Source organism: [Muricauda] lutisoli (nom. illeg.), from assembly GCF_017313105.1.
Taxonomy (GTDB): Bacteria; Bacteroidota; Bacteroidia; order Flavobacteriales; family Flavobacteriaceae; genus Flagellimonas; species Flagellimonas lutisoli.
Genome location: NZ_JAFLND010000001.1, coordinates 1,429,511 through 1,456,299, shown reverse-complemented (window position 1 = coordinate 1,456,299; position 26,789 = coordinate 1,429,511). Strand labels below are relative to the sequence as shown.

Annotated in this window: 19 protein-coding genes and 1 tRNA gene; 7 read left to right on the top strand and 13 right to left on the bottom strand. The window is 41.2% G+C overall.

Features of this window, described 5'->3' with window-relative positions; all coding sequences use genetic code 11:
* Positions 1-18: 18 nt before the first annotated feature.
* From J0X13_RS06775 to ppdK, 6 genes are all read right to left on the bottom strand, one after another.
* Positions 19-513: a hypothetical protein gene (locus J0X13_RS06775; protein ID WP_207070655.1), complete on the bottom strand. Its 495-nt coding sequence runs from the start codon at positions 511-513 to the stop codon at positions 19-21.
* Between the two features lie 5 nt (positions 514-518).
* Entirely contained in the window at positions 519-1,361 is an 843-nt protein-coding gene (locus tag J0X13_RS06770) for a C-GCAxxG-C-C family protein (RefSeq protein WP_207070654.1), read from the bottom strand.
* 108 nt (positions 1,362-1,469) lie between these two features.
* Positions 1,470-2,186, bottom strand: a complete 717-nt coding sequence (locus J0X13_RS06765) for a DUF6090 family protein (protein ID WP_207070653.1) — start codon at positions 2,184-2,186, stop codon at positions 1,470-1,472.
* A 4-nt stretch (positions 2,187-2,190) separates the two neighbouring features.
* Positions 2,191-3,921, bottom strand: a complete 1,731-nt coding sequence (locus J0X13_RS06760; RefSeq protein WP_207070652.1) for an alpha/beta hydrolase-fold protein — start codon at positions 3,919-3,921, stop codon at positions 2,191-2,193.
* 60 nt (positions 3,922-3,981) lie between these two features.
* The gene (locus tag J0X13_RS06755) at positions 3,982-4,863 is read right to left on the bottom strand and encodes a cation diffusion facilitator family transporter (RefSeq protein ID WP_207070651.1); all 882 of its coding nucleotides are present in this window, start codon (positions 4,861-4,863) and stop codon (positions 3,982-3,984) included.
* 140 nt (positions 4,864-5,003) lie between these two features.
* Positions 5,004-7,724 carry a pyruvate, phosphate dikinase gene (ppdK, locus tag J0X13_RS06750; RefSeq protein WP_207070650.1) on the bottom strand — a complete coding sequence of 907 codons (2,721 nt, stop codon included), beginning with the start codon at positions 7,722-7,724 and terminating at the stop codon, positions 5,004-5,006.
* A 334-nt stretch (positions 7,725-8,058) separates the two neighbouring features.
* Between ppdK and J0X13_RS06745 the strand changes: the two genes are divergently transcribed.
* The 5 genes from J0X13_RS06745 to J0X13_RS06725 all read left to right on the top strand — a co-directional run bounded on the left by J0X13_RS06745 (position 8,059) and on the right by J0X13_RS06725 (position 11,852).
* Entirely contained in the window at positions 8,059-8,661 is a 603-nt protein-coding gene (locus tag J0X13_RS06745; protein WP_207070649.1) for a YceI family protein, read from the top strand.
* Positions 8,662-8,696: 35 nt separating this feature from the next.
* Entirely contained in the window at positions 8,697-9,959 is a 1,263-nt protein-coding gene (locus tag J0X13_RS06740) for a hypothetical protein (protein WP_207070648.1), read from the top strand.
* 80 nt (positions 9,960-10,039) lie between these two features.
* Entirely contained in the window at positions 10,040-10,639 is a 600-nt protein-coding gene (locus J0X13_RS06735) for a YceI family protein (protein WP_207070647.1), read from the top strand.
* A gap of 167 nt (positions 10,640-10,806) precedes the next feature.
* Positions 10,807-11,673: a sugar phosphate isomerase/epimerase family protein gene (locus J0X13_RS06730; protein WP_207070822.1), complete on the top strand. Its 867-nt coding sequence runs from the start codon at positions 10,807-10,809 to the stop codon at positions 11,671-11,673.
* A gap of 105 nt (positions 11,674-11,778) precedes the next feature.
* Positions 11,779-11,852 (top strand) — tRNA-Arg (locus J0X13_RS06725).
* 66 nt (positions 11,853-11,918) lie between these two features.
* Here J0X13_RS06725 and J0X13_RS06720 read toward each other — a convergent pair.
* The 4 genes from J0X13_RS06720 to J0X13_RS06705 all read right to left on the bottom strand — a co-directional run bounded on the left by J0X13_RS06720 (position 11,919) and on the right by J0X13_RS06705 (position 20,026).
* Complete coding sequence (locus J0X13_RS06720; protein ID WP_207070646.1) at positions 11,919-12,503, bottom strand: Crp/Fnr family transcriptional regulator; 585 nt, start codon at positions 12,501-12,503, stop codon at positions 11,919-11,921.
* Positions 12,504-12,686: 183 nt separating this feature from the next.
* Entirely contained in the window at positions 12,687-14,996 is a 2,310-nt protein-coding gene (locus J0X13_RS06715) for a glycoside hydrolase family 3 protein (protein WP_207070645.1), read from the bottom strand.
* Positions 14,997-15,127: 131 nt separating this feature from the next.
* Positions 15,128-16,819, bottom strand: a complete 1,692-nt coding sequence (locus tag J0X13_RS06710) for a RagB/SusD family nutrient uptake outer membrane protein (protein WP_207070644.1) — start codon at positions 16,817-16,819, stop codon at positions 15,128-15,130.
* A gap of 6 nt (positions 16,820-16,825) precedes the next feature.
* Positions 16,826-20,026 (bottom strand): SusC/RagA family TonB-linked outer membrane protein, encoded by a 3,201-nt coding sequence (locus J0X13_RS06705; protein WP_207070643.1) that lies wholly within the window; start codon positions 20,024-20,026, stop codon positions 16,826-16,828.
* A 306-nt stretch (positions 20,027-20,332) separates the two neighbouring features.
* Here J0X13_RS06705 and J0X13_RS06700 point away from each other — a divergent pair, with 306 nt between their 5' ends.
* Together J0X13_RS06700 and J0X13_RS06695 are read left to right on the top strand one after the other, a co-directional pair.
* Positions 20,333-20,563, top strand: a complete 231-nt coding sequence (locus J0X13_RS06700; protein ID WP_207070642.1) for a hypothetical protein — start codon at positions 20,333-20,335, stop codon at positions 20,561-20,563.
* 15 nt (positions 20,564-20,578) lie between these two features.
* Positions 20,579-24,085, top strand: a complete 3,507-nt coding sequence (locus J0X13_RS06695; RefSeq protein WP_207070641.1) for a VCBS repeat-containing protein — start codon at positions 20,579-20,581, stop codon at positions 24,083-24,085.
* A gap of 2 nt (positions 24,086-24,087) precedes the next feature.
* Here the strand turns inward: J0X13_RS06695 and J0X13_RS06690 are convergent, their stop codons facing one another.
* Genes J0X13_RS06690 through J0X13_RS15655 form a run of 3 tightly spaced genes read right to left on the bottom strand, consistent with a single transcriptional unit; the run spans position 24,088 to position 26,783 of the window.
* Positions 24,088-25,146 carry a serine hydrolase domain-containing protein gene (locus tag J0X13_RS06690; RefSeq protein ID WP_207070640.1) on the bottom strand — a complete coding sequence of 353 codons (1,059 nt, stop codon included), beginning with the start codon at positions 25,144-25,146 and terminating at the stop codon, positions 24,088-24,090.
* Between the two features lie 15 nt (positions 25,147-25,161).
* Positions 25,162-26,238 (bottom strand): serine hydrolase domain-containing protein, encoded by a 1,077-nt coding sequence (locus J0X13_RS06685; protein ID WP_262896916.1) that lies wholly within the window; start codon positions 26,236-26,238, stop codon positions 25,162-25,164.
* Positions 26,181-26,783, bottom strand: a complete 603-nt coding sequence (locus J0X13_RS15655) for a serine hydrolase domain-containing protein (RefSeq protein WP_262896909.1) — start codon at positions 26,781-26,783, stop codon at positions 26,181-26,183. Before J0X13_RS15655 ends, J0X13_RS06685 begins: the two co-directional genes overlap by 58 nt.
* Positions 26,784-26,789 lie beyond the last annotated feature (6 nt).

The window sequence follows — 26,789 nt, the reverse complement described above, 5'->3', positions numbered from 1 at the left end:
ACTATAGTTTGATTCATTTTAAAGCTCTTTGTGTTCACCATTTTTTTTAAAGTGCCACAAATAATCCAAATTATCTTTTTTTAATATTAAAAAGGTAGCTGCTGCGGCTATAAGCGTAGCAGGAAATCCCGAACCAATACCCAATGGAGCAATGGCAACAAAGAATAGTATGGCTCCCGCACATGCGATTTTAACAACCATTCCCTTTAAGATAATACCAAAGGCGATAAGCCCCTGTCCAATCGATATTAAGGTAACAGTAGTAACAATGTTGGACTTGAACCAATGTATTATGAAATTGTGATACCCTTCAAATGGGGTGAAGTTGGCATAAAGTAAATAAAATTCGGGTGTTTTATGGGCAGTGGTATAGTTTAACCAACTGGCCCAGGCAAATAGTATAAAAAGGAGCAATCGAGTAAGCTTTGTCCATCGAAAAGATGTTGCCAGAACAATTAAGGCGAGACCATTGCTTATGGACCATGGGATAAGATTTTCTTTTAAGAGTTCCATTCTTTTTAAGAATTTGACAGAACATTTATAAGTTCTTCACATCCAGAATTGTTTATAAATCCTGTATGCTCCTCAATATTTTCAAATTGCTTACCTGTTATTTGGGAACACAAAATGTTCGAGTTGGTATATTGATAAAATGTATCCAAAGTTTCTTTTGCATAAGGGTTGTCCATGGACGATCTTTCAGTTACTTCACGGCACCATTGGAGGGATTTCATCCAAATTGCTGCAGCCAGAGCGCCACATGCAGCCCCACTTAAACCAAGGCCTCCTGCAAATCCGGCTACCATAATGGACTCTTCATCACTTGCCCCCATTTTTTTGGCAACCTCGGAAGCACAGCTATGGCATTCCCCCGAGGTTTCGCTTTTACTCTCCGATATACCTTGAATAGCCGATTTTATTGCCTCTGGTGCCCATTGTTCGGCTAGATTGAAGCAGTGCAAAAACCTTCCGGTGAAAAAGTATTTGGCCATACTTAAATTACTGGAAAAGTCACAGTGGGTAATATCGCGGCAATTTATCGTGTGTTCCCGTTCTGAAAATGAGTCCATGATATTTTTCGTGGCATGGACAGCCACGGAAATAGCCTGATTTTTATCCTTGCATTTTCTATAAGCCTCGGCCCCTACTGCCAAGGATGCTCCCCAAAGCATACCGCATTGATGACCCTCTTGCATAATTCCTCCGGCCAGTGCATCAGATGCACGTTCTTCCAGCTCTTTTAAATGGCCAAATTCACGGTTCAAAATGTAGAAAAAGGTTCGGGAGCAAGTTCTTAGCTTCTTAAACACCTTTTTACCGTCCTTTGGACCTTCTTTGGGCATTTTTACATCAGATTCCATTGGAATATATTTTGAATTTGACCTTTAGAAGGTAATGCGATTCAAAATACAATCCTATGATATAGGTTAGTTTGATGGAAAACGATAAACTGCATTCCTCAGGATATGCTATTCATCCGTTAGCATTGACAACCTATGCTCGATTTTTTCAATGGATTGGATGACGGTGGAAATTCGATTGACTCCTCCTGCGTAATTGTCTTTGTTCAAGATTAAGTTGTTACGCGCTTTGGAATGGGTATCAAAAATGGTTGGGTCCGTAACTATGACATACTCCCGAAACTTAAAGTCAACGAGGGATATTTCCTGTAACAATGGTTTCCAATCGGTCAGAAATGAGTATTCCACATCGGTGATCGACCTACTTACTTGCTTTATATCATTGTCGTAATAATTACTTAAAAGCAACCGCAGCTCGTTGTCCGACATTTTATCCAATCCGTTGGATTTTAGGGCTTCGTAGGAATTGGTTATTGAGGCGAACCTTTCGAACTGGACGATATCCCCCAGCCAAAACTTCAAACTATCCGGGTATTTATGCTGTTGATGATCCATAATTTTATCGATGGAGGTAATTGCTTTTTTAAAATTATCCTGGATTTTCTTAAGGGAAATTTTGTCATTTCCTATGTTTTCCTGTATTTGGGCAAGCATTTCCTGCTCAAAAACATTACTTTTTCTGTTTTCGTTCCAATCATTTACTTGTAAAGCAATCAAAATACCAATGACCACCAAAACAATTTCTCCAACGGCGTATTTTAAATACTTTCCCATTTTTCCTTGAGAAAGGAAGTCCTTCCTAATTTTTCTAAAGAATGTGATCATTGATTTATTCGTATCTCCAACTGGTCAAGTCTGCTCCTTGCGGCGCACTTTCTGCAATACGTTTCATAATTTTTGGTACGTACATGGAATTATACCTTAAGCGGCTAATGGCATTGGGCTGGTCGGGATCCCCGTTCCAACAGTGCTCCGCACGGTCGCCATACAGAACTTCACCATCATAATAAGGTTCGCTGGTACTTTCCAGAAAATCTTCCATCAAATAGACCGCATTGTTTAAATAATAGTTGTCCATGTCGCCGCAATAGATGTGGATTTTACCTTTTAGCTGTGGGCCTAATTTGTCCCAGTCACGTTCCAAAATATATCTCAAATCGTAATTTTCTTTCCAATATTCAGCTACATCGTGATTGATGTCACCGGTCATTTTGTCCCAAATCCGAACTGGGTAGCCATCATCTCCTTGAGGGGAATAGGTAGCTTCCCAAATATCCCATTGTTGTCCTGATCTGGATTTGTCACCTAAAACAAGCTCTAAATGATTCCCCTGCCGTAGAGTGGATTGGATATCCCCCAAATAATTTCGATGGGAGGGAACCTCTAATTTCTTATGCTCTGAATCGTAATAATACGCATTGTCATCTTCATAAATATTGGTAAGGCAATAGGCCCTAAAATCAATTGGGTCTGGGCAAGCGGCAAAGCAACCATTGTATTCCTCGGGGTATTTTACCTGCACGGCCAAGGCTTCCCAGCCTCCGGTTGAACCACCATATAAAAAACGTGACCAACCTTCACCCATCCCTCTGAATTGTTTCTCGATTTCAGGAATCAATTCGTAGGTAATGGCGTCTCCATAGGGTCCTTGACTGGCAGAATTTACAGCATAGGAGTCATCGTAATAGGGGGTTGGGTGTTGAATTTCTATAATTAGGAAGCGCGGAAAATCGGGTTCGTTCCAACGTTTATAAAAATCATAAGCCTCTTGTTGTTGAATAATATTGTAACCGTCCAAATCAAAACGTGCCGAAAAGGTTGGTTCTAAATTCGGGTCGGGTGGGGTAGTGCGAAATCCTCTAAAATCACTTGGAAAATGACCATGAAAGACCATTAACGGATATTTTGCTTCGGGATGCTCATCAAAACCCTTGGGCAACAGCACATGGGCTCCCAAATACATATCCCTTCCATAAAATTCCGATAATTTTTCCGATTTAATTTTAATGTGCTTGATCCATTCTGTATCCTCTGGTTCGGGGATTGGAGGAATTTCTTGATCCATGACTACAGACACATTTTCGACTCCGTTTTCCCCAACCGTTATTTTAAAGGGCTTGCTGTATAGATTTCCGGGAGAGGTGTTCCAATGCTGGCCCTCGCCATTGTCCATAGGGAGTTTTACAGTATGTCCCGTGGATAGATCAAAAGTTTCATACACGTGCAATAATGCTTGAACATTATATTCTCCAGGTGGAACTTCGGATAAACTAGGGTAAGGATATCCGAAAATGGATTCATCAAACGTAATGGATTCGCCGGCTGACATTCCATCCACATTCATTCCAAAAATAAGTTGGGTGTTTAAGCCATCATTGATTTGAAAACGTGGTTCTTTGCTGTCGTCCGTGGAAAGCATGAGGAGCAATCGCCCATCTTTACTTGCGGCACCAACGGTTTCATCAAAACTTACAGCTATGCCATATTTTGATTTTTCATCCGTATTACAGGAAATCAACACTAGAAAACAACTAAAAAAAAGAATGGAGAGTTTGGTCATGGTAGTTAGGTTTAGATGAATAAGATAATCCATTTAACCCATTAACCAAAGCATAAGTCCCTATTTGTAAGTGTATTCGTTCGGTTCTATATGAATCAATACATGTCCTAAATTGGGAATCTCTTTTCGAAGATGATCTTTTAGGTTATGGGCAATCCAATGGCCTCGTTCTACAGATATTTTGCCATCTACTATGGCATGAAGGTCTACATGGTAAATCATCCCTGATTTTCGGATAAAACATTTTTCTGTACCCAAAACTCCTTCTACCTGGGAGGATTTTTTCCTAACCTCCAATATCAAATCATCGTATTGGTGTTCATCCATTATTTCGCCCAAGGCCGGACGAAAAATCAAATAACTATTATATAGAATGAATCCCGATGCCAACAGAGCGGCCCAATCATCGGCTGTCTCATAGCCTTCACCGAATATGAGTGCTATGGAAATACCCAAAAAGGCCATTACCGATGTTATTGCATCACTTCTGTGGTGCCAAGCATCCGCTCTCAACGAAGAACTTTGGGTCTGTTTACTTTTTCGGATGACAACCCGATATGATATCTCTTTCCATAAAATAATGACTCCCAAAACAATCAACGTCCATGACTCCGGTGTTTTATGAGGGGTTTGTATATGCTGAATACTTTCGTACGCAATGATCGTGGCGGAGGTGACCAAGAAAGCTACAACAATGAATGTAATGAGTGGTTCTATTTTACCATGGCCATAGGGATGGTTTTCATCAGGTGGTTTTTCCGCATATTTAAATCCTAACAAAACCAAAAGTGACGAAAAAATATCCGTTGTGGATTCTATGGCATCGGCAATCAGTGCATAGGAGTTCCCAAAAAATCCGGCCAAACCTTTTACCAAGGCCAAACTAAAATTGCCAAGAAGGCTGAAATAGGTAGTTCGTATGGCAGTTTTTTCGTTACTCATTTTACTATGGATTGCTTTGCAAAGATCATCATTACAAGTGGAATCTGGGTTGAGAAATTTGAGTTATAAAAATCCCCGACTTTGAAATGTATCCAAAAGTCGGGGATTAAAAAAAACAGAATGGTCAGGTGTATTTACAATTATGATATTACGGCTTGAGCAGCTGCTACCCGTGCGATAGGGACTCTAAAAGGAGAGCAACTAACATAATTCATTCCTACTTTTTGACAGAACCCGACTGAACTTGGTTCTCCACCATGTTCACCACAGATTCCAACCTTAAGGCCAGGGTGTGACTCACGGCCCCGTTTGGTTCCAAGTTCCACTAATTGTCCCACACCTTTTTGATCTAATACTTCAAAAGGATCAGCTTTTAAGATGCCTTTTTCAAGATACACGGGCAGGAATTTCCCTGAATCGTCCCTGGAGTATCCGAAGGTCATCTGGGTAAGGTCGTTGGTTCCGAAGGAGAAGAAATCGGCGATTTCTGCGATCTCGTCCGCAACCAAGGTGGCCCTTGGTGTTTCGATCATGGTACCCACGGAATATTCCACGGTATCCTTACGTTTTTTGAACAGTGCTTGAGCTGTAGTGTCAATTATTTCTTTTTGTTGTTTAAACTCTTCCACTGTGCCGACCAAGGGAACCATTATTTCAGGTTTTGTTTCTATACCTTCTTTCTTAAGGTTGAGTGCAGCTTCCAAAATGGCTTGTGTCTGCATCTCGGTTATTTCGGGATAGGTATTTCCCAATCTACAACCACGGTGACCCAACATGGGGTTGAACTCTTCCAATTCGGCCACTTTACTTTTTACAGATGACAAGGAAATGTGAAGGTCATCGGCAAGCTCTTTCTGTGTGGCCAACTGGTGGGGAACAAATTCGTGTAAAGGTGGATCCAACAACCTAACGGTCACTGGATAGCCTTTCATGGCACGGAATATTCCCTCAAAGTCGCCACGCTGCATAGGTAGCAGTTCCTTGAGTGCTTGTTTACGACCTTTAACGGTGTCGGCCAAGATCATTTCACGCATGGCTTTAATGCGGTCAACCTCAAAGAACATATGCTCAGTACGGGTCAACCCAATACCTTTTGCTCCAAAGCTTCGGGCAACTTCAGCATCTTTGGGAGTATCGGCATTGGTACGGACCTCCATTTGTGCGTAGGAATCGGCCAAATCCATAAGTTCGGCAAACTCTCCGCTTAATTCGGGCTCTTTGGTACCTACTTTACCCTCCAAAATGTTACCGGTAGATCCATTGATGGAAAGCCAGTCGCCTTCGTGGTATTCGTGGCCATCTACTTTAAGGGTACGGGTTTTATAATTGATTTTCAGTGCCCCTGCACCGGAAACGCAACATTTACCGATACCTCTTGCCACAACCGCTGCGTGTGAGGTCATACCACCCCGTGCGGTGACGATTCCCTTGGCAATGTTCATACCCTCTACATCTTCCGGAGAGGTTTCCACGCGTACCAATATGCTGTTTTTAAACTTGTCGGCCTCATCGGCAAAGAAAACAATCTGGCCGGTGGCAGCACCAGGTGATGCTGGCAAACCTTGGGCAATTACTTCGGCTTCTTGCAAAGCTTTGGGATCAAAGATGGGGTGCAACAGTTCGTTCAGTTTGTTTGGCTCTATGCGCATCAGGGCCTTTTTCTCATCTATTAATCCTTCTTTGAGCAAGTCCATGGCAATTTTTACCATAGCGGCACCGGTACGCTTACCATTACGGGTCTGCAAAATCCAGAGTTTACCTTGTTGAATGGTAAATTCCATATCCTGCATATCTTGGTAATGCGTTTCCAGTTTGTTTTGATATTCAAATAGTTCCTTGTATATATTGGGCATCAACTCTTCTAAAGAAGGGTAGTTCTCCTTACGATCTTCCTCTTCAATTTGAGCAAGTTTGGCCCAACGCTGTGACCCCAATAAGGTAATTTGTTGTGGTGTACGGACTCCGGCAACCACGTCTTCACCTTGTGCATTGATGAGGTATTCACCGTTAAACTTATTTTCACCGGTTCCGGCATCTCTGGTAAAACACACACCGGTTCCGGAATCTTCGCCCATATTGCCAAATACCATGGCCTGAACGTTTACAGCCGTTCCCCAATCTTCGGGATATCCGTGCATTTTTCTGTAGTAGATGGCTCTGTCACCGTTCCAACTATCAAAAACAGCTGTTATGGCGCCCCATAATTGATCCCATGGATTGCTTGGGAATGGCTTTCCTGTTCTTTTTTTGACAATATCCTTAAAGTCGTAAACCAAATCTTGAAGATCTTGAACGGTGAATTGGGTGTCTTGTTCGATTCTTCTTTTGTCCTTTAAATGGTCGATGATTTCTTCAAAAGGATCTAGGTCATCTTTTGACTCTGGTTTGAGCCCCATCACCACGCTACTGTACATTTGGATGAATCTACGGTAGGAATCCCAGGCAAAACGTTCATTGCCTGTCATTTTAATGACACCTTTAATGGATTCATCGTTCAAACCTAGGTTGAGCACGGTGTCCATCATACCGGGCATTGAAACCCTGGCTCCTGAACGCACCGATATCAACAATGGGTTTTCATCATCGCCAAAAATGGTTCCCATGGTTTCTTCAATACTGTTGATAGCACTACGTACTTCTGGTTCTATACGTTCTATTACAGCATCTTTGCCTTCTGCATTGTATTGTGTACAAACTTCAGTTGTTATCGTAAAGCCTGGGGGGACAGGAATACCAATTCGGCTCATTTCGGCCAAGTTAGCTCCTTTACCACCAAGCAGTTCCTTCATGTCTCGACCTCCATCGGCCTTTTTGTTGCCGAAAGAATAAACGCTGAGTTGGTTTTCTGTAAGTGTTTCCATCTGTATATCTATTAAGAGATTGATAAATGCTAAAATCTGCATGTAAAATTAGATGGTGTTGACGGTCCATAACATGATAAAAGTCAGTGTTTCAGTTGTTTTCTGAGTTTCTGAAGGGATTCTCACCAACATTTTGGAATTAAACGGTTTTCCATGAACTCGGAATAGATCGTTTAAATTAAAATTACACGGAATAGGGCATTAGAAACCAAGTAAATACAACTTTTTTGTAACATTTGTTACTGAAAATCAGGTGCTTACAAAAATACTGACATTTATCATCTTTTACAATTGTTCCGTATTAGAACTTTGTCCCCAACAAAACTGAAATATTATGCAATCACAATTTAAAAAAAGGACGTTCTCGATCAAGTCAGTCATTTTGTTGATGACATTCGGATTGATTCCGATCGCACTTGCCGCACAGAGCTATCAAATAAGCAAAAGTGAAGGTGAGGTTATGGTGACAGGAACTTCTACCTTGCATGACTGGGAAGAAGTGGCCGAACAGAAATCTGGTTCTATCGCTTTGGACAACACAGGTGATCTCCCAAAAATCAACACTTTGAAGTTTACGGTGGAAGCCGAAAGTTTAAAGAGTGGGAAAGGGGCGATGGACAAGAACACGTACAAAGCCTTGAATACAAAAAAACACAAAGAAATCGTATTTCAATTGAAAAACGTGAAAAGTGTTTCTCCGGTAGGCTCCTCTCCTAATAAATATAAAGTTATTGCGACTGGAGACCTGACCATCTCGGGATACTCAAATACTATTGATTTGCCTTTTGATTTAACCCTTGATGGCGACAAAGTATTGTTGGAAGGAAAAAAAGCCTTGAAAATGACCGATTTTAATATAGAACCTCCCAAGGCACTTTTAGGTACCATCACAACTGGTGATGAAATCGAGGTTCACTTTAATACAATTTGGAAATAATTAATCTTAATACTCAACTAAATAAATCTACAACAATGAAAAAATACGCAAAATACGGATTATTAGCTGCCGCTTTCCTAGTAGGCCTATCGGGATATTCCCAAAATCGTCAACTCGATAATTTCCGTTCACCGGATAAAAATGGAATCAATGTTTTTGAAGCTCCTAAAGACTCTGTCCTAACTTTTGATGGAGTAAAAGTAAGGGTAGGGGGCTCCTCAACCTTACAGTTTCAAGCATTAAACCATGAAAACTCTGGCGCGGTAGAACTTATTCCCATTGGCGATAACTTTAACTTGGCTACTGCCAACTTGGATTTGGATGTGGCCTTGGCCAAAGGTGTGAGAATGCACTTAAGAACATATTTGTCTTCTCGTCACCACCCAGAACCCTATGTAAAAGGAGGATATTTCCAAGTGGATAATTTGGATTTCATTAGCCCTGGGTTCTTGGAAGATGCCATGAAGTACCTTACCATTAAGGTAGGGCATATGGAAAACAACTATGGTGACACCCACTTTAGAAGAAGTGACAACTCACAAGCCATGCACAATCCATTTGTTGGTAACTTGATCATGGACGCCTTTACCACAGAGGTAGGAGGAGAAGTTTACTTTAGAAAAAACGGATTCATCGGTATGTTCGGACTTTCCAATGGTAAATTGAACCAAGCGGTAAGTAACCCAGAAACTACAGGAGCTTCCATACTTGCTAAATTAGGATATGATGGTCAAATCAATGAGGACTTGAGATTGAGAATTACAGGTTCTATGTACAGCACAGGAAAATCAAGTAGAGTATACTTGTACAGTGCTGACCGAGCTGGATCTAGATATTATTTGGTAATGGAGAATACCGAAGCAAGAGCATCCAGCAATTTTAGATCAGGTAGATATAATCCTGGGTTTGACAATGAGATCACTGCCTTTATGATCAACCCTTTTGTGAAATATAAAGGATTGGAGTTCTTCGGAACCTTTGAGACTGCCTCTGGAAAAACAGACGCTGAGACAAGCAATAGAAATGCTACCCAATTGGCGGGTGAGTTGATCTATAGATTTGGAAACAACGAAAACTTCTACTTGGCAACTCGTTACAACACTGTAACTTCCGACGATCCTTCAGGGTCAGAAGTAACCATAGATAGATTTCAACTTGGAGGTGGAGTGTTCTTGACCAAAAATATTTTGGCCAAAATAGAATATGTGAACCAACAATACGATGGATACGATACCACAAGTATCTTCCATGAGGGCCAATTTAAAGGACTTTTATTGGAAGCTGTGATCAGTTTCTAAAACATGATTGATGAATGATTAGGACCTAGGGCAGCAATGCCCTAGGTCTTTAACCGTAAAAATATTATATTTAGTAGCACATGTTGTCCACAAATCCACATATCACTAAAATTGTTTTGGGTATCACCGTTCTTTTAATAGGTTTTGGTTTTACCGACCCAGAAAGGGAGACCAAGGTCCGTGTAGCCCCGGAAAGTGAAGTGGTGATTTCCGGAACAACCAATGTGAACGAATTTACCTGTAAATATAATCTAGAAGAACTGGAGCTGCCTATTCGGTTGACCTATGACAACAAAGCCGAGCAGATACAGTTTAGGAATGCCCAGTTAAAGCTGGCCAACGACTGTTTCGATTGCGGAGGCAAAGCGATCAACAAAGATTTTAGGGAACTATTACAAACCGAAGAGCACCCGCAAGTAGAGCTTAAATTGCTTTATGTAGACCCTCCTCAGCCCGATAATCAAGAAATTGGTGTGGGAATGGAAATTAAGATTGCAGGTGTTACCCGAAACTATCAAACCACATTGTACTGTGAACAACAGGGCAATATTTGTGTGGATGGTACCATACCCTTAAAATTAACGGACTTTGGACTGGAGCCACCACGAAAGGTTATGGGTATGATCAAAGTACATGATGAAATTAAGGTTCGAGTAGCTTTGCAGTTAAATGAAATTTAAGAATCTGAGTACTCATTTATTTTTTAACCCGTTGCGATTTTTTTAGCTCCAACGGGTTTTTTTATGTAGGGTTCCTTGGGGATTATAACATTTTCCATTTAAAATATTAAAGGGGAAAATCCTATATTGTAAAACATTTAAACCGAAATTAACTACAAACAATAATGATGAACAGGATGCTATCTGCAAAAGGCGTGTTAACCTTGGCCTTTGCGCTATTTACAATTACATTTTATGCACAGGATAACTTTGGAGGGCTGGCACTTTATACCGTAAGGGACAACATGGGTGAAGATGCTAAGGCTACCTTACAAAAAGTAGCCGATGCGGGTTATGCCTATATTGAAGCTGCAGGATACAACGAAGGTAAATTTTATGGGATGGAACCACAGGAGTTCAAGTCTTACTTGGAAAGTATTGGCTTAACCCCTGTTAGTACGCACATGGGGGGTGTAACCATGGAAAATGCAGACCAACAGATTGCAGATACGAAGGCTGCCGGATTTGAATACTTCACTGTTCCAGTGCCACCAATGGGCATGTTTACATTTAATAGGGAAAACCGAACCATGGGGATGAAAGGTACCATGGAGGATTTTGCCAATATTCTTACAACTTTGGGAAAAAAGTGCGAAGCTGCAGGATTAAAATTATTGTACCACAATCATGATTTTGAATACAAGGACAATGAAGATGGAATAAAACCTATTGAATATCTATTGGAAAACACGGACCCAAAATATGTAAACTTTCAAATGGATTTATATTGGGTGACCAGAGCAGGGGCAGACCCTGTTGCCTATTTTGAAGAATATCCCGGTAGATTCAAGTTGTGGCATGTAAAGGATATGGACGAGGAAGGTAAATTTGCTCCAGTAGGCGAAGGAACTATTGATTTTGCCCGTATTTTAAAAGAAAAAGAAACTTCTGGCATGGTCAAGTATTTTGTGGAGCAGGATATGACCTGGGACAAAAAACCTCTGGAAGTGATCAAAATCAGCCATAAAGGACTGGAACAGATTGGATTCAAATAAAAACTTCGGGTGACTCTGGTAAGCCCCTTGTCATAAAATTGACAAGAAATCGAAAAAATATTTTTTACAATCGGTTACATTAGTATCTTTGCACCCGCAAAGTTTGGTCGCGTAGCTCAGCTGGATAGAGCATCTGCCTTCTAAGCAGACGGTCGAAGGTTCGAATCCTTCCGCGATCACAAATAAAAAAGCCCCTTTTAAAAGGGGCTTTTTTATTAGCAGAAAAACAAACCACCAACAATAATTTAGCCTCTTTCCTTCATAAGTCGGGATAAGGTCTCTGGTCGCATTGCCAAGAAAGATGCCAAGTATTTCTTGGGAATCCTATCAACAATCTGCGGTTTGCTATTTCCCATAAAATATTCCAACCTTTTGCTGGCATTTGGTATTCTGGCCAAGTATACTCTATGCTCCGCCATGACATAATAATTTTCCAGCAGCATACGGTTTATTTCCCGCATTTCCGAGAAATTGTCCAAACAGTATTTGTAATCATCATATTTTAAATAATCACAATAGGTAATTTCTAGGCTTTGAATGTATTCCTGGCTTATTTCATTTCTAAAAAAGCCGGTGATTGAAGTAAAAACTTCGTTTTCGGAATCTACCCAGGTCGTTATTTCAGAAGATTCGCTTACAAAATAGCCACGAACCATTCCCTTTTTTATAAAATAAAGTCTATCGCAAATATCCCCGGCCTTATTAATGATTTCATTTTTCTCGAAAGTGCAGGTCTCAATATTTTTAAACAGAAAAGATTTAAGCTCTGGGCTTAAGGGATGAATGGAATTGAGAAAGGAAATAATAAACAGGTTTTTCTCGTGGAGCATGTAAAAAGTTGGTTTGGTTTAAAAATTGATTGCCGCTCAAAAATAATATTTTGGGTTAAACTTGAAATGATATGGATCATAAAGTAGTGGAATTGTTTGATTTATCACATGAAGTGCAAGGGACACATGCTATTATAAAAAAAGCCCCCGTTCAACGGAGGCTTTTTTGTTCAATAAGTTCAACTATTTATATTGCTCGACACGGGCATCATCAATTACTCCTTTCCAATTGAGACCAAAGCCAAAATCATAATTGTTTCCATTGGTGTCTTTATATGGATCCATGTCCCTTGGTACATCTTCAAACTGTGTTTCAACGGTCATCATGTCCTTCGGCATTTGAAAGGGTAATAATGCCGACGGTTCCACCTTGCCGGATATTATATCCATTAAGGCTTGATCTTGAACCCCCATATGGATCAATATGGCATCCGAAGCGGGTTCAATTTCAGCAAAAACCAATGGCTTGGCTACTTTAACAATAACAATAACCGGTTTATCGCCCATTTTTCTTTTGGTATCGGTTACCAAGGCCATATCTGCAATATTTGCAGCTGTAATTGTTTTATTCTTGTAGGAACGATCGGTAACGTCCTCCAGGGGGCTTCCTGCCGCCAAGCTGCTTTCTCTGGCCTGGGTTGCCGTATAAGGCCCATACTGTAGGCTAATGGGCACATAGCCGTTCTCTCCCTTTTCTTTGTCTTTAATGTCGTAACCTACACCACCATTGGGGTTTTGTATGCCTACCAAGGCAAAATCAGCATCAGAAGGTTCTTCAACCACTTCAAAATATTTACTTACCACATCCATATTGAAAGGATGTTCTGTACGCTCTGGTGTGGCAATTCCAAACCAATTTACTGCCGGTGCAACATAACGTTGGGGTACATAAACTTTTTTCTTGGTCTCCATGGGCAATGTTTCTTGATTGTTTTTAAGCATGACCACAGATTTTAGCTGTGCATTGTAACCTGCCTGCATAAATTCAGCATTTCCCACGATTTGTTCTGTTTCCGAAACATCCAAATAGGGATTTTCAAAAAGACCGGTTCTGAAAATATTTTTCAAAAGACGGACTGCAGACGTTTCAAAACGGTTGCGCATGTATTCCTCTCCATGTTCTTCTACCCCCAACTGATATGCTTCTATAACCGGTCCCATTTCGTTGTTGCCTCCAAATTGATCACAGCCGGCTTCAATAATTTTATAATGCCGCTCAGCTACGCTTAAATTTTCAACACCCCAGGGTTTGCCTCTAAATTCATAGACATTTGGGGCATCGCTTGTAATTCCCCAATCCGTACATACCACACCATCGTACCCATATTTTTCACGTAGAAGGTCGGTTATTAGATATTTGTTGTAAGCATTGCCAACGTTTTCCCCATTTTTTGTGTCTTGATTGTAGGAGATGGTATAGTATGGCATTACCGCTGCAGCCATTTTGGTTGGCCCTTCCAGGTCAAAAGCACCTTCTGTGAAAGGTTTTAGATGGTCCTCAAGATTGTTTCCCGGATATACCGCATAGGAACCATATCCAAAATGTGCATCACGGCCACCTTCTTCTGGACCTCCCCCTGGCCAGTGCTTTACCATCGCATTGACGCTTTCACTGCCCCAATCTCCATTTTCAGAGGCCTGGAAGCCTTCTACGTATGCTCTTGCCATGTCCGCGGCGAGTTTTGGATCTTCACCCATGGTTCCATCAAAGCGCGACCACCGGGGTTCGGTTGCCAAATCAATCTGAGGGGAAAGTGCAGTGGCAATACCCAACGCCCTATACTCTTTAGAGGCAATTTCCCCAAATTCTTGCATTAGGGATGGATCAAAACTGGCTGCCAAACCCAGTGTACTCGGCCACATGGAAATTTGACCACCTGCCCCGGCATTAAATTCCGCATAGGAATCACTACCATGCCTGGGGTCTGAACTGGTATTTATAGGTATGCCCAAACCAATACCCTCTACCAATACCTGTGCATTATTGTTCCATTTTGCCGCAATGCCCGGTGATTCTACACTTGTAATCAGTACATGCCTTAGGTTGTCTTCTTGAAGGAACTTTATTTGTGCATCCGATAAGTCGCTAGGCTCGGCACCACTTTCTGTATAGGGTTTTCCATTATAGGTCACTGGTCCAAAAAAGCTGTTTCCTCCTCCTGGAATGGATTGGTGCGCACTGTAGAGCATTAGACCAGCGATTTGTTCAACACTCATTTTTGAAGCAAGATCTTTTGCTCTGTCATCCACAGCAAGTCGCCAATCTTCATACATATCCAAAGAACCATTTTTGTTTAGGTCTTTAAAGGCCAATCGATCTACGGTTAAAATATTTACTTCAGAATTGGGACTGTACCCCAAGGTTGCTCCGTTTTCGTTATGGACCAAGTTGAAACCTTCCTTGCTTTCTTCGGTAAATTTCGGACCGCATCCCACAAATAAGGTCGCTATAAGCAAACCACTTATCCGGAGGGTATATTTTACAGGTTGCATAGTATTGTTTTATTTATTGTTTTGGATTATTTAAAGGTAATCAAGCATTTTATAAACAAAAAATGGCCTTGTAGCAATACAAGGCCATAGGTACTAAACGAAAAACGCTTAACTAAACTCAATTAAACTATTTAATACCCTGGATTTTGAGTAAGAACATTACCACTAAGGTCAATGGCCGTAACCGGAATTGGGAACAAGTCCATAAACGCTTGGTAATCTCTTACCTTGGAATCTAGTGTTGAAATGGTTCTGGTTTCATTGACAACGTATGTATTCAATACATCAACAGTTACGCCCCATCTTCTCAAATCGAACAAACGGTGGCCTTCCATTCCTAATTCCAATCTTCTTTCAAACCTAACAGCTTTTCTTGCTTCATCAGCATTTGCAAAAGCCCCATAAGGCTCAATTTGGTAATTAGCAGCAGGGGCATCACCAGCTTCATTTAATACATATGAAGAATTTTTGGCTCTGTTCCTTACTTCGTTTATATAGGTTAGAGCTGTTGGTAAGTCACCGGTCTCAACCGCAGCTTCTGCAGCCATAAGCAATACATCTGCATAGCGCATTATAGCATAGTTAAGTCCTGAGTGCTGTTGCCCCCATGCTCCAGTTCCTTGACTGGCATCCAGCTCATCGGCCTGATACATGTTCTTTGCAGCTAAATAAGGTCCTGAAATATCAGCATCTGTTGCACGAATCCATTCTTGACCGGGCATGATACCAAATCCATTGTAATCAATTCCTCTACGACCTACTGTATAGTCCAATCTAGGATCTAACGGCCCAGTATGTGGTGTAAATGGTTCGTCAGTGGCAACATCTTGATCATTTGTAACATCTGTTTGGTTATATGTGTCCAACAAAGGCAAACCGGTTCCATCTGTTTGGAAGGCATTTACCAAATCCTGAGTCGGTTGGTAGAAACCACAGCAGGTATTGATTGGTCCACCACCAGGGAAGTTCAATGTTCCACCTTGGTTACCATTTAGGGATTGTCCACCATCAGCAGCATATTGTACTGCAAAAATGGATTCTGGCGAATTTTCACCTGCAGCATTGAAATTGTCTACAAATTCAGCATTCAAGCTATATGGACCATTGTTGATCACATCTTGAAACAAGGTAAGTGCAGCTCCCCAATTGGATTGGTAAAGCTGTGTTTTACCCATAAAGGACTTAGCGGCCCAGGAAGTTGGTCTTCCTGCTTCTGATTGAGAAGTTGGCAAATTATCGATTGCATATTGGAAATCCGCTTCAACCTGACTCCAGATAGCTCCTGAGTTGGGTTGATTGAATTCAACATTTGCATAGTTCTCTTCAGAAATATATGCTGGATTACCGAACATTTTCTGAAGCTCAAAGTTGAAATATCCTCTTAGAAAACGGGCCTCTGCCAATTGGGCGGAGAAATCACCTTCTTCTATGGAGGCAACCAATGAGATAACTGCATTGGCACGGTTTACACCGGCATATAAAGACATCCATTTACCTAAAATATATGGGTTACTTGTTTGGATATCATAGGTTTCCAACTGGAACAACTCAACTTGATCCCCATCGGTACTACCTTTATGGGCATCATCTGACATGGCATCACACCACCAGTTGTCCGGGGAAATGGCAAAACCATTACCCAATTGGTTCAATCGTACACCGTCTAGAGCAGAATAGGCACCCGTCAATAGAAGATTCACTCCTGTTTCATTGGCGGTTGCCTCTTCGGACAATACACCAACGGCAGGCTGCTCTGTAAAATCATCTTTACACGCAAATGTTGTGCCTATTAGTAAAGCAATAAGAAATATTCTCTTTATCATTTTTTTTTAGAATTTTAAGTTAACGCCAAACGTATAAACTTGAGCCAATGGATAAGGAGCTGTATCGATTCCCTGTGTAAGGTTGTCCACGGCACCACCTGCCACAAGAATTGGAATTTCAGGGTCTAATCCATTGTAATCTGTTATAGTAAACAGGTTGGATGCTTGAAGGTACAATCTAATTTGGTTCATACCAACTTTGTCCAAAACAGAGTCTGGAAGCGAATAGCCCACTTGTAGGTTTTTCAACCTTAAGTACGAGGCATCCTCCACAAAGTAAGAGTTTGGACTTGTTTCACGGTTCACAACAGACGTTCCAAGAGCAGGAAGTGTTGCGTTGGTATTACTGGAACTCCAAGAATCCAATGTTCTGGTACTTCTGTTACCGAAGAAGAACGTTGGGAAGTCCGTAAAGATCTTGGAATAGTTATAAACATCCCTTCCTTGTACACCTGAGAAGAATGCAGATAGATCCCAATTTTTATAACCTAGATTAAGGTTGATACCATAGGTGAAATCTGGGTGAGGAGAACCAATTCTAGTTCTATCGGAATCGTTGATCACACCATCATCGTTTACATCTCTATACTTGAAACGGCCAACACCGTCGGCATCGTTTTCAAATTGTTGGTCTGGAGATGAACCTACTTCTGATTCACTCTGGAAAATACCAATGACATCAAAACCGTAGAAGTAAGAAATAGGTTGACCTACTTCGGTAACGGTAATGGCACCACCCCTAAATCCAGGGTTACCAAATTGCTGATCGTAGATAAGATCGGTAACCTCGTTTTTATAAGAGGAAACATTTACATCAACACCATAGGAGAATCCAGAATCGGTTTGGTCCCTATAGCCAATGGCCAAATCAAAACCTTTGTTCTCAATACTTCCCAAGTTTACAAAAGGAGCGTTCGCATCTGGAGCAGTTGTACTGATCAACTGTAAATCCTGTGCAATCAAATCTTCTGTTGTAATCTTGAACAATTCGAATTCCACGCTCAACTTATTATCCAAAAAGCCCAATTCAATACCAGCATTGCTTGTTTGAGAGGTTTCCCATCTCAAGTTTGGATTACCAATGGCCGATACAATTGCACCTGTTGTAGGGGCACCCGAACCGTTAAAGGCGTAGTTGGATTGTCCAACATCAATACGAGCTTGGGTAATTGTTGGGTTGAATCCAGGAACTTGTTGGTTACCCAACTCACCATAAGAAGCTTTTAACTTCACACGGTTTAAGATACCCAAATCGAACCAATCCTCTTCGCTCAACAACCAACCTGCACTAATCGCAGGGAACGTATCGCTTTGATTGTTGCCCAAGAAATTAGAGGAAGTATCTCTACGTAGCGTAGCCGTTAGATAATATTTGTTGTCGAAAGAGTAGTTTACACTTCCAAAAACAGAGAAAAGAGAGGTGGTATTATCACCTGCACCCACAATTGGGTCTCCCGTACCGGTGTTAGGAAGATAATAATCTGGTGTTTCGAACAAGAAATCCGTAACAGTCACAGACTTAAACTTACTTCTGTTTTCAACTGCTTCAAGACCTACAAGTGCATTTACGTTATGCTTCCCATAGGTTTTGTTGAAGTTTAATGTATTTGTCCAGATCCAGTTAAAGCTGTCTGTGTCAGATTCTGTCAAAGAATTCGATGATCTAGCTTCTGAATGCTCTGGGTTGGTTGGCAAGAAAGCCCTTGTACTCAAAAGCTCTGCATCTCCACCTATCGATGATTTAACGGAAAGTCCATCCATTATCTCATAAGTCGCATAAATGTCTCCCAAGATTCTGAAAGTCTTGTAGAAATCATCACCAGCTCTTCTAAGGTCGGCTACCGGGTTGGTAGGGTTGGACAAATCCAATGCGTTGGAATAGGTACCGGCATAGTTGCCAGCATCCGTGTATGCAGGTAGAAGAGGGGAGTTCCTCATCGCTAGCATCACAGGGCTACCACCAAGACTTGTGTTTGGATTTTTTGGTGCGCTACTGTTGGCAAAGGACACATTTAAATGTTGTCCCACTCTCAATTTTTCTCCAATCTTAAATTCAGAGTTTACCCTGGTAAGCCCTCTTTTGAAAGAGGATTCCAATTGGATACCCTGACGATTCAAGTAAGAAGCGGTCATGGAGTACTTTGCAGCCGCGTTACCGTTTTCCATACGCAAGGAAACGTTTTGTGTCGGTGCACTTCTAAAAATGTCATCAAACCATGAACCACCTGTTCTTGCAGTTACTGGTTCTGGTGCTCCTAAAATAGTTGATGGTACTACAGGAGAAGCTCCGTCGCCATATTGCGCATGCGTTGGCGCTTGACCTACATTGTTGAAACTGTCCCAAAACATTTGGGCATGTTGTTGTGGGTTTAAAAGACCTGGAAGGTTAGCTGCTCTGGAAAAACCAGTGTACATATCTAAAGATACTTCAGCTGATTCCATATTGTAGCCCCCGTTTTTAGTGGTTACAATAACAACACCATTGGATGCCCTTGCACCATAGATAGATGCTGCACCATCTTTCAATACGTTCATTTGAAGGATGTCCGCTGGGTCAATAGCATTTAAAATGGAACCATCCGTGGTCTGCACCCCATCAATAATGAAAAGCGGGTCGTTACCGTTAGTGGAACCAAAACCACGAATACGAATGGTAGGTGAGGAACCTGGAACACCAGAGTTTATAAGGGATACACCTGTAACCCTACCTTCCAATGCTTCTGCGGCATTCACAATTGGCGCTTTGGTCGCTTCGGAAAGATCTACGGAAGCAACGGAACCTGTTAGGTCTCCTCTTGTTTGCGTAGAATACCCGAGTACAACCACTTCGTCAAGCTGACTAGCGTCTTCCATAAGCGAAACATCGATTACGGACCTGCCACTGATTGCTACTTCTTGTGTTGAGAATCCAACATAACTGAAGACCAAAGTGGCATTTCCATCTGCGCTAATGGTGTAATTACCGTCGAAATCTGTTTGTGTTCCGTTGGTAGTACCCTTTACCAATACGTTGGCACCGATCAATGGTTCCCCATTTTGATCGGTTACTGTACCGGTAACTTGTGTTTGGTCTGGACTCTGAGTGAAATCCAATGGGTTTTCATGGGCTCTGATTACTGTGCTGCTGAACAGCATCAATAAAAAACCTAGAGCAAAAGATAGACATGGCCTTCCATGTTTGGGCCATGAACAACTGTTTTCAATCATAATTGTTGTGGTTTGTCTAGTTAGTTAATACGTACAAGATTTAAATACAAGATTTAGTTTAAATAGTTAAAATTTAAGTTAATTTTTTATGATAACAGTGAAATAATGTTAAAAAAACACTACACCTGTCAATGCAAATTAAAACATTATTTTCTCGAAAAAACAAATTGATAACTAGATTTTTGTTATATCCACAAAATTACCAGTATATATTATGGTTATCGCAAACGTTTTCGAAAGTAAACAATTTAGAACAAGGAATAATCGATAAAATCAATTAAGATTTGCTTAACAATTCCTTAACAGTTGGATTTTAAAGGTTTTGCGCTTGTTCGGAGAGAAAAGGAAAGCGTTGAATTTTGGAAAAAAGATATGTTGTTAATAACAATTGGGATGGAAAAAGTGATTTTTTTCAAAAAAAAGAAAAATGATGTAAAAAGCTCAAGAATTTATAATATTGCGGTATCGATAACGGTAAAAGAAGTTTTTTGTCATATCGTCAAAAAGCAATTATCGATTATCTCAACCCAACAATAAAGTACGCCTTAACCAATGAAGATATCCAGAACATTACTCCCTTTACTTTTATTACTCATTGTTTCTTGTGGTAAAAAGGAGGATAACAAACATTTATTTGAATTACTGGAACCCAATACCACCCATGTAGACTTTAACAATCGTTTAGTGGAATCCGACACGATGAACATTGTTGGCTTTGAATATATGTACAATGGCGCTGGAGTAGGTGTGGGAGACATCAATAATGATGGATTAAAGGACCTTTATTTTACAGGTAACCAGGTGGTGGACAAGCTCTACCTTAATAAAGGTAACCTTGAATTTGAAGATATCAGTGAGTCCGCCAATATTGTTACTACTGGCTGGTCCAATGGGGTAACTATGACGGATATTAACGAAGATGGATTATTGGATATTTATGTAAGTCGTGGCGGTACTCGTGAATGGCCAAGGGAAGATTGGGCCAATAGAATGTTTGTGAACAATGGTGATGGTACTTTTACCGATAGGGCAGAAGAATATGGGATTGCTGATACGGGATATAGTGTGCAAGCTATTTTTTTTGACTACGATAAGGATGGAGACCGCGATTTATATGTTCTTACCAATGCCTTGGTAGATTACAATAGAAATACTTCTAAATACAAAACCAGCGACGGTAGTGCAGATAGTACCGATCGGTTGTATAGAAATAATGGAGATGGAACTTTTACCAATATTTCATTGGATGCAGGTATTACTATGGAAGGTTTTGGTCTTGGCGTTTCTGTTTGCGACATAAATAAAGATGGATGGTTGGACCTTTATATTTCTAATGATTTTCTTACCGACGACCTTTTGTTCATTAATAATCACGATGGAACCTTTACCGATCAGCTCACCACTTATTTTAGGCATTTGAGCTATAATGGCATGGGTAACGATGTAGGTGACCTGAACAACGATGGCAACCCTGAACTTTTTACGGTGGATATGTTCCCCAACAGTAACGAAAGGATAAAACAGACCATGATGAAACCAAGTCTTGATGTTTTCTCCCATAATATTAATATTGGATATGCCCCACAATACGTTAGGAATACACTGCAGTTGAACAACGGGAACCAAACTTTTAGTGAGATAGGACAGTTTAGCGGCATTTATAATACCGATTGGAGTTGGGCTCCTTTAATTGCCGATTTTGATAACGATGGGCTAAACGATATTTTTATAACAAATGGCTACAGACGGGACATTACCAATTTGGATTATCAATCTTACACCCAAAGACCGGCAAAATACCAAACCGAAGATGAGTTGATTCAAGGGGAACTGGAAAGAGTAAGCAACCTTCCGGAAGTGAAACTGTCTAATTATATCTATAAGAACAATGGTGACCTGACCTTTACGGACAAGATTGAGGAATGGGGGTTGGAGAAACCACTTTACTCCAATGGAGCTGCCTTCGCAGATTTGGATAATGATGGAGACCTAGATCTTGTCATCAATAATATTGACGACCCCGCGAGCATTTATAAAAACAATACCATAGAATTCTCAACTCCCGAAAACCAATCGTTTTTCTTGAATCTTGATCTTAAAGGAGAAGCAAACGAAGACGTGACCGGAACGGAAGTCCGAATTTATCATGATGGTAAATCCCAGTATAAGTTGGCGTCCACTGTTAGGGGATATCTGTCTACCATGGATGCTGAAATGCATTTTGGACTTGGAAATTCAGATAAGATAGATTCCTTGTTGGTAACATGGCCCAATGGAAACTCACAGACTCTTTATAATGTAGGGGCAAATCAAAAATTGACCTTGGACATTAACGATGCAGAACCGACTGATAAAGAAGGCAGCTCAAAAAAATCTCCAAAATTGTTTCGGGAGATCATACAGGAAATGGGTATCGATTACAGACATGTGGAAGATGATTTTGATGAGTTTAAATTACAGACCACTTTACTAAAAATGAATACCAACCTAGGCCCGGGAATCGCCGTTGGTGATATCAACGGGGACTCCTTGGAGGATTTTTATATCGGTGGTACCAAGGAAAAACCAGGAAAGCTCTATGTACAGGTCAATGGTGGCGAATTTGAAGAAAAATCCATAGAGTGTGCAGGGTTAAGAGAAGATATGGGGGTGGTTTTTGCCGATTTGGACAATGATGGTGATTTGGACCTTTTATCCATAGATGGGGGAGGAATTGAGGAAATGGCACGTCAAGATTATACCGACGTGATTTATTATAACGATGGTGATGGAAACTTCACCTGTAGTAATATCTTGACCCGAAAATCTAGGGGTTCCACTGCGGAATTGGCAGATTTTGACAATGATGGAGACCTCGACATCTTTGTTGGAGGTAGGGTCATCAATGGTTTTTACCCCAAAAGTCCAAAAAGTTACCTGCTTAGAAATGACCCTGATGGATTCAAGGACATTAGCTTGGAAGCATTTGACAACCAAGAACTGGGTATGGTGAGCGATGCCATTTGGACCGATTTTGACAACGATGGACTTTTTGACCTGATTTTGGTGGGTGAGTTTATGGAGGTTACTTTCTTAAAGAACGACAATGGCAAATTCAATGATATCACCAAGGATACCGGTTTGGAATATACCAACGGCTGGTGGAACAGTATTGCTTCGGGAGATTTTGATTCCGATGGCGATATGGATTATGTGGTCGGGAATTTTGGCCTGAACAGTGACTTTAAATGTTCTCCTGAGCAACCCATAACCATCTATACCAAAGATGTGGATGGAAATGGAACAATAGACCCCCTGATCAGTTGTTATCGAGAAGGCAAAGAGCACCTCATCCATACAAGGGATATCTTGGTAGACCAGATCAGTGCCATGAAAGGCAAATTCAAGGATTATGAATCGTATGCTAGGGCAGATTTTGATGATGTGAAGGAAGCCGCAGGATTAAATGACGCAGGTCAATTGAAAGTCTATGATTTTGCTTCCAGTTACATAGAAAATTTAGGTGATGGCAAGTTTGCAATGACGCAGTTGCCAAAAGAGGTTCAGTTTTCACCTGTATTTGGAATGTTGACCGATGATTTCAACGGTGATGGAAATTTAGACCTTTTGGTATCCGGCAACCAGTATGATATTGAGCCATTTATCGGTAGAAGTGATGCTTCCATCGGATACTGCTTGTTGGGTGATGGACAAGGTGGTTTTAAAGTAGTAAACCCTGACAAGAGCGGTCTTTTGATAACAGGTAGTGCAAAAGGCTCGGCTATCATAGAACTGGAAGATGGCAGTTCTGCCATGCTTATCGGAATGAATTCAGGAAAACTGTCGGCTTATGGGTACGACAATGTAGGCATGGCCTCCGTATCACTGAAACCCAACGATGCTTTTGCGGTGATCACCATGACGGATGGTAAACAGCGTAAAAAGGAGTTCCCTTATGGAGACACTTATTTGGGAAATTCATCCAGAAAACTGAAGTACGACAAATCCAATACGTCAGAAATAAAAATAACAGATTACCAGGGCAACACAAGGAACCTGAAAATTGTTGGGTTGCAATAATTTTATTGGTTCACCTCAAAGATTTCAGCTGCTTTTTTCGCAATGTTGATTCTTACTTGCGAAGGGTTGGCTCTTCGATATGCAGCCTTCGTTTTAAAGGCCAGAACGGTTTCAATGGCCGGGTAAACGGTAATGTTTTGTCCCATCGCGCCTTTGGCAGAATACGCACCTTCAAATCGTTTGTCATCAACATCCTGCCATAGCCACCACATATAGCCATATCCATAATTTACCCCGCTTCCTTCAAATACGGGAACATTGCTGTTTAACTCTTCGTGCGTGGTTCTTGTTTTGAGCATTTCATCTACCCACGATTCGCTCACGACCTGTACATCTTTCCATTTGCCCTTGTTGAGCATTAATAGGCCTAAACGGGCCATGTCTCTGGTCGAAAACCACATGGGATAGGCCAAATATTTGGAAATTTTGGTGTTTCCTTGTTTGTGTTGGACGGACCGGTCCCAGTCCTGCATGTGAAGAGGGTTTGCCAACTGACGTTCCACTTCGTTGTAGATGTTTTTGCCCGTTTCTTGTTCAAAAATATATCCGGCAACATTAAAATCCCAGTTGCTGTACAACCAATAGCTGCCAGGCTCTACGGAGCCTCTTTCAGGCGCATATTCCTGCATGCCCCCTGGATAGCCTTCGGGATGGTAAACGCCCGATCTGGCCGAGATGATATCCTTTACGGTAGCTTTCTCTTCAATGGGGAGTATACCCTCCACATCATCAATACCCAATTCCTTGATTGTTTTGCCCAGGTCGATGGTACCATCCTCCACATATTGGCCATAAAGCATGGAAAGCACACTTTTTCGACAGGAGGCGATATAGCTCAACTCCTCCAAATCACCAAAATCAAAAACCACTTTTCCTTTATGCACGATCATAAGCCCCGTGATTTTTGTACTATCGATCAAGTATTCCCGGAATGCTTGGGCCTTATCGTTTTGCCATGAACGGGCTTCTTCCTCATTGGCGGAATGCCAGACTCTATCGGGAAATGTTTGTGCTCCTATGCTTAAGGAGCAGAGTAGAAAAAGGATGACGATCAATCTCATAATAATTGGTTTTTGTTATTCAGTTTTGGCAAACCAAAGGTTACGGACCCTTCCATTGGAAATCCAGACGCCTTTGATTGCTCCATTTTCTCGTTTGAATTTGAAAAAGGATAAAGGATAATTACCCTCCAAAAGGTCGGTTTTCTTTTGTTCCAATCGTATTTTTCCATGTCGGATATGGTGCGCATACAGTTGGCCTTCTTCATAATGAATCGTGTAGGCTGTTTCAATTTCAGGACTGTAGTAAGAGCCTGTGTACTCATTGGCTGATTTTCTGGTTAATTCCTCTTTTTCAAATTTTGAAAAAACCATGGGTTTTCCGCTATCGGGATAGAGGGTCATACCTTGATTGTTAAACTTGATTTTGGTGTTGTTACCTGATTCGATAGCAACAAATTCATCATCCTGAATAGGCAAATAAGCGTTTCTGCCAATGTATACCGTATCTCCACCTATAGTCAACATATGTTCGGTATAAGTTTCATCATCCCAATAGGTGCCCCCATATGATTCCATTTTGTTTTTGGCAACCTTGGCGACCTTCACATCTTTATTCGAGGGTTGTCTATCAAAAAGGATGGCTGCAATCTGGTTGGACTTTCGAGCAGGCCCTGCAGTTGAAAAGTTGGTTGCAATGGCAATGCTGGTTTTATCCTCTGGGAAAACAGCAATATTGGCCCTAAAACCACCAATGGAACCACCATGACCAATTATTTTTTTGCCCAATAGCGTATCAACATTAACTCCAAAAGCGTACTTGTTAAAGCTTCCATCGTTCAAGAGGTCAAGGGTTTGCATGGTGTTGAATACATCTTTCCACCCAGGTAATGGATCATAGTAATTTTTTAAGTATTTGAGCAGGTCATCCGTTGTAGTGTGCATATTTCCCGAACCAACATACCCCCAATATTCAACAGCCCTGTCAAAACCTTCCGATGTTCGGTAGTAAGAAGTAGCATTATCCGGAACAACACGGTCATAATTGGCCTCAACATAAGTGTCACTCATTCCCAAAGGGATGAAAACTTCTTCCTTCATATAATCAACAAAAGGGGTATCCGTGACTTTTTCGATAATATTGGCCAAGAACATATAGCCAGTGTTGCAGTACATATATTCAGAACCTGGCTCAAAATTAAGTTCGGTCTGCTTTGCCATAATCCTGTCAGATCGGCATTGGTCCTCGTATCATCGCTACGCCAACCCGCTAGTCCAAAAAGAGCATGAAGGCTTCGTAGACCACTCGTATGATGCAGCATATGCCTGATCGTGATTTTGCTTCCAAATGGGGCGAGACCATCAATGTATGTGTCCAAAGTATCATCTATGGACAGTTTGCCCGCCAAGTGTAACTTTACAATGCCCAATGCACTAAACTGTTTGGAGACCGAAGCGACATTGAACCGGGTTCCTGTGCTATTGGGCACCAAATATTCCATACTGGCCAGCCCATAGGCTTTGGAGAAGACTATATTATCCCCTTGCATAACAGCAATGGCGCCCCCTGGATGATTGGGTCGGTTCCACTCCAAGAACAAACTGTCAATATTTGCCCATTTCTCCTCACTTAATTGGGCTTTTGCATAGGTGCAAACAACAAGGGTCAGGATGCAACATATTTTTGGAAACAATCTCATCAGCAC